General features: G+C 40.4%; 1 pseudogene. It reads left to right on the top strand.

Annotation, left to right across the window (positions count from 1 at the left end):
• Positions 1-389: pseudogene (gene fliI / locus KWG70_RS17715) on the top strand (flagellum-specific ATP synthase FliI); the annotation flags it as partial.

The following is a 389-nucleotide window of genomic DNA, read 5'->3' as shown; positions in this document are numbered from 1 at the left end:
AGTCGATGCTTTTGGTAAACCAATTGATCATAAAGGCAAATTAGAAAGCGCTACAGAATATCCTCTCTATACAAAACCAACGAATCCTTTGGAGCGTTCCCCTATTAATAAACTACTCGAAACAGGTGTAAAAGCGATTGATATGTTCACACCAATTGGGTTAGGACAAAGAATTGGTATCTTCGCTGGCAGCGGCGTTGGCAAGAGTACTCTCTTAGGTAAACTGGCGAAAAACTTAACGGCTGATGTTAACGTTATTTGCTTAGTTGGTGAGCGAGGAAGAGAAGTTAATGAATTTCTAACTGACCACTTAGGTGAGGATGGTTTAGCTAGATCTGTGATAATCACTTCTACATCAGATCAATCTGCTTTAGAAAGGACCCATGCAG

Origin of the sequence: Psychroserpens luteolus, assembly GCF_021032705.1 — a bacterium.
GTDB lineage: Bacteria > Bacteroidota > Bacteroidia > Flavobacteriales > Flavobacteriaceae > Psychroserpens > Psychroserpens luteolus.
Note: the sequence above shows the minus strand (reverse complement) of the source record. Positions and strands in the feature narration are given on the sequence as shown.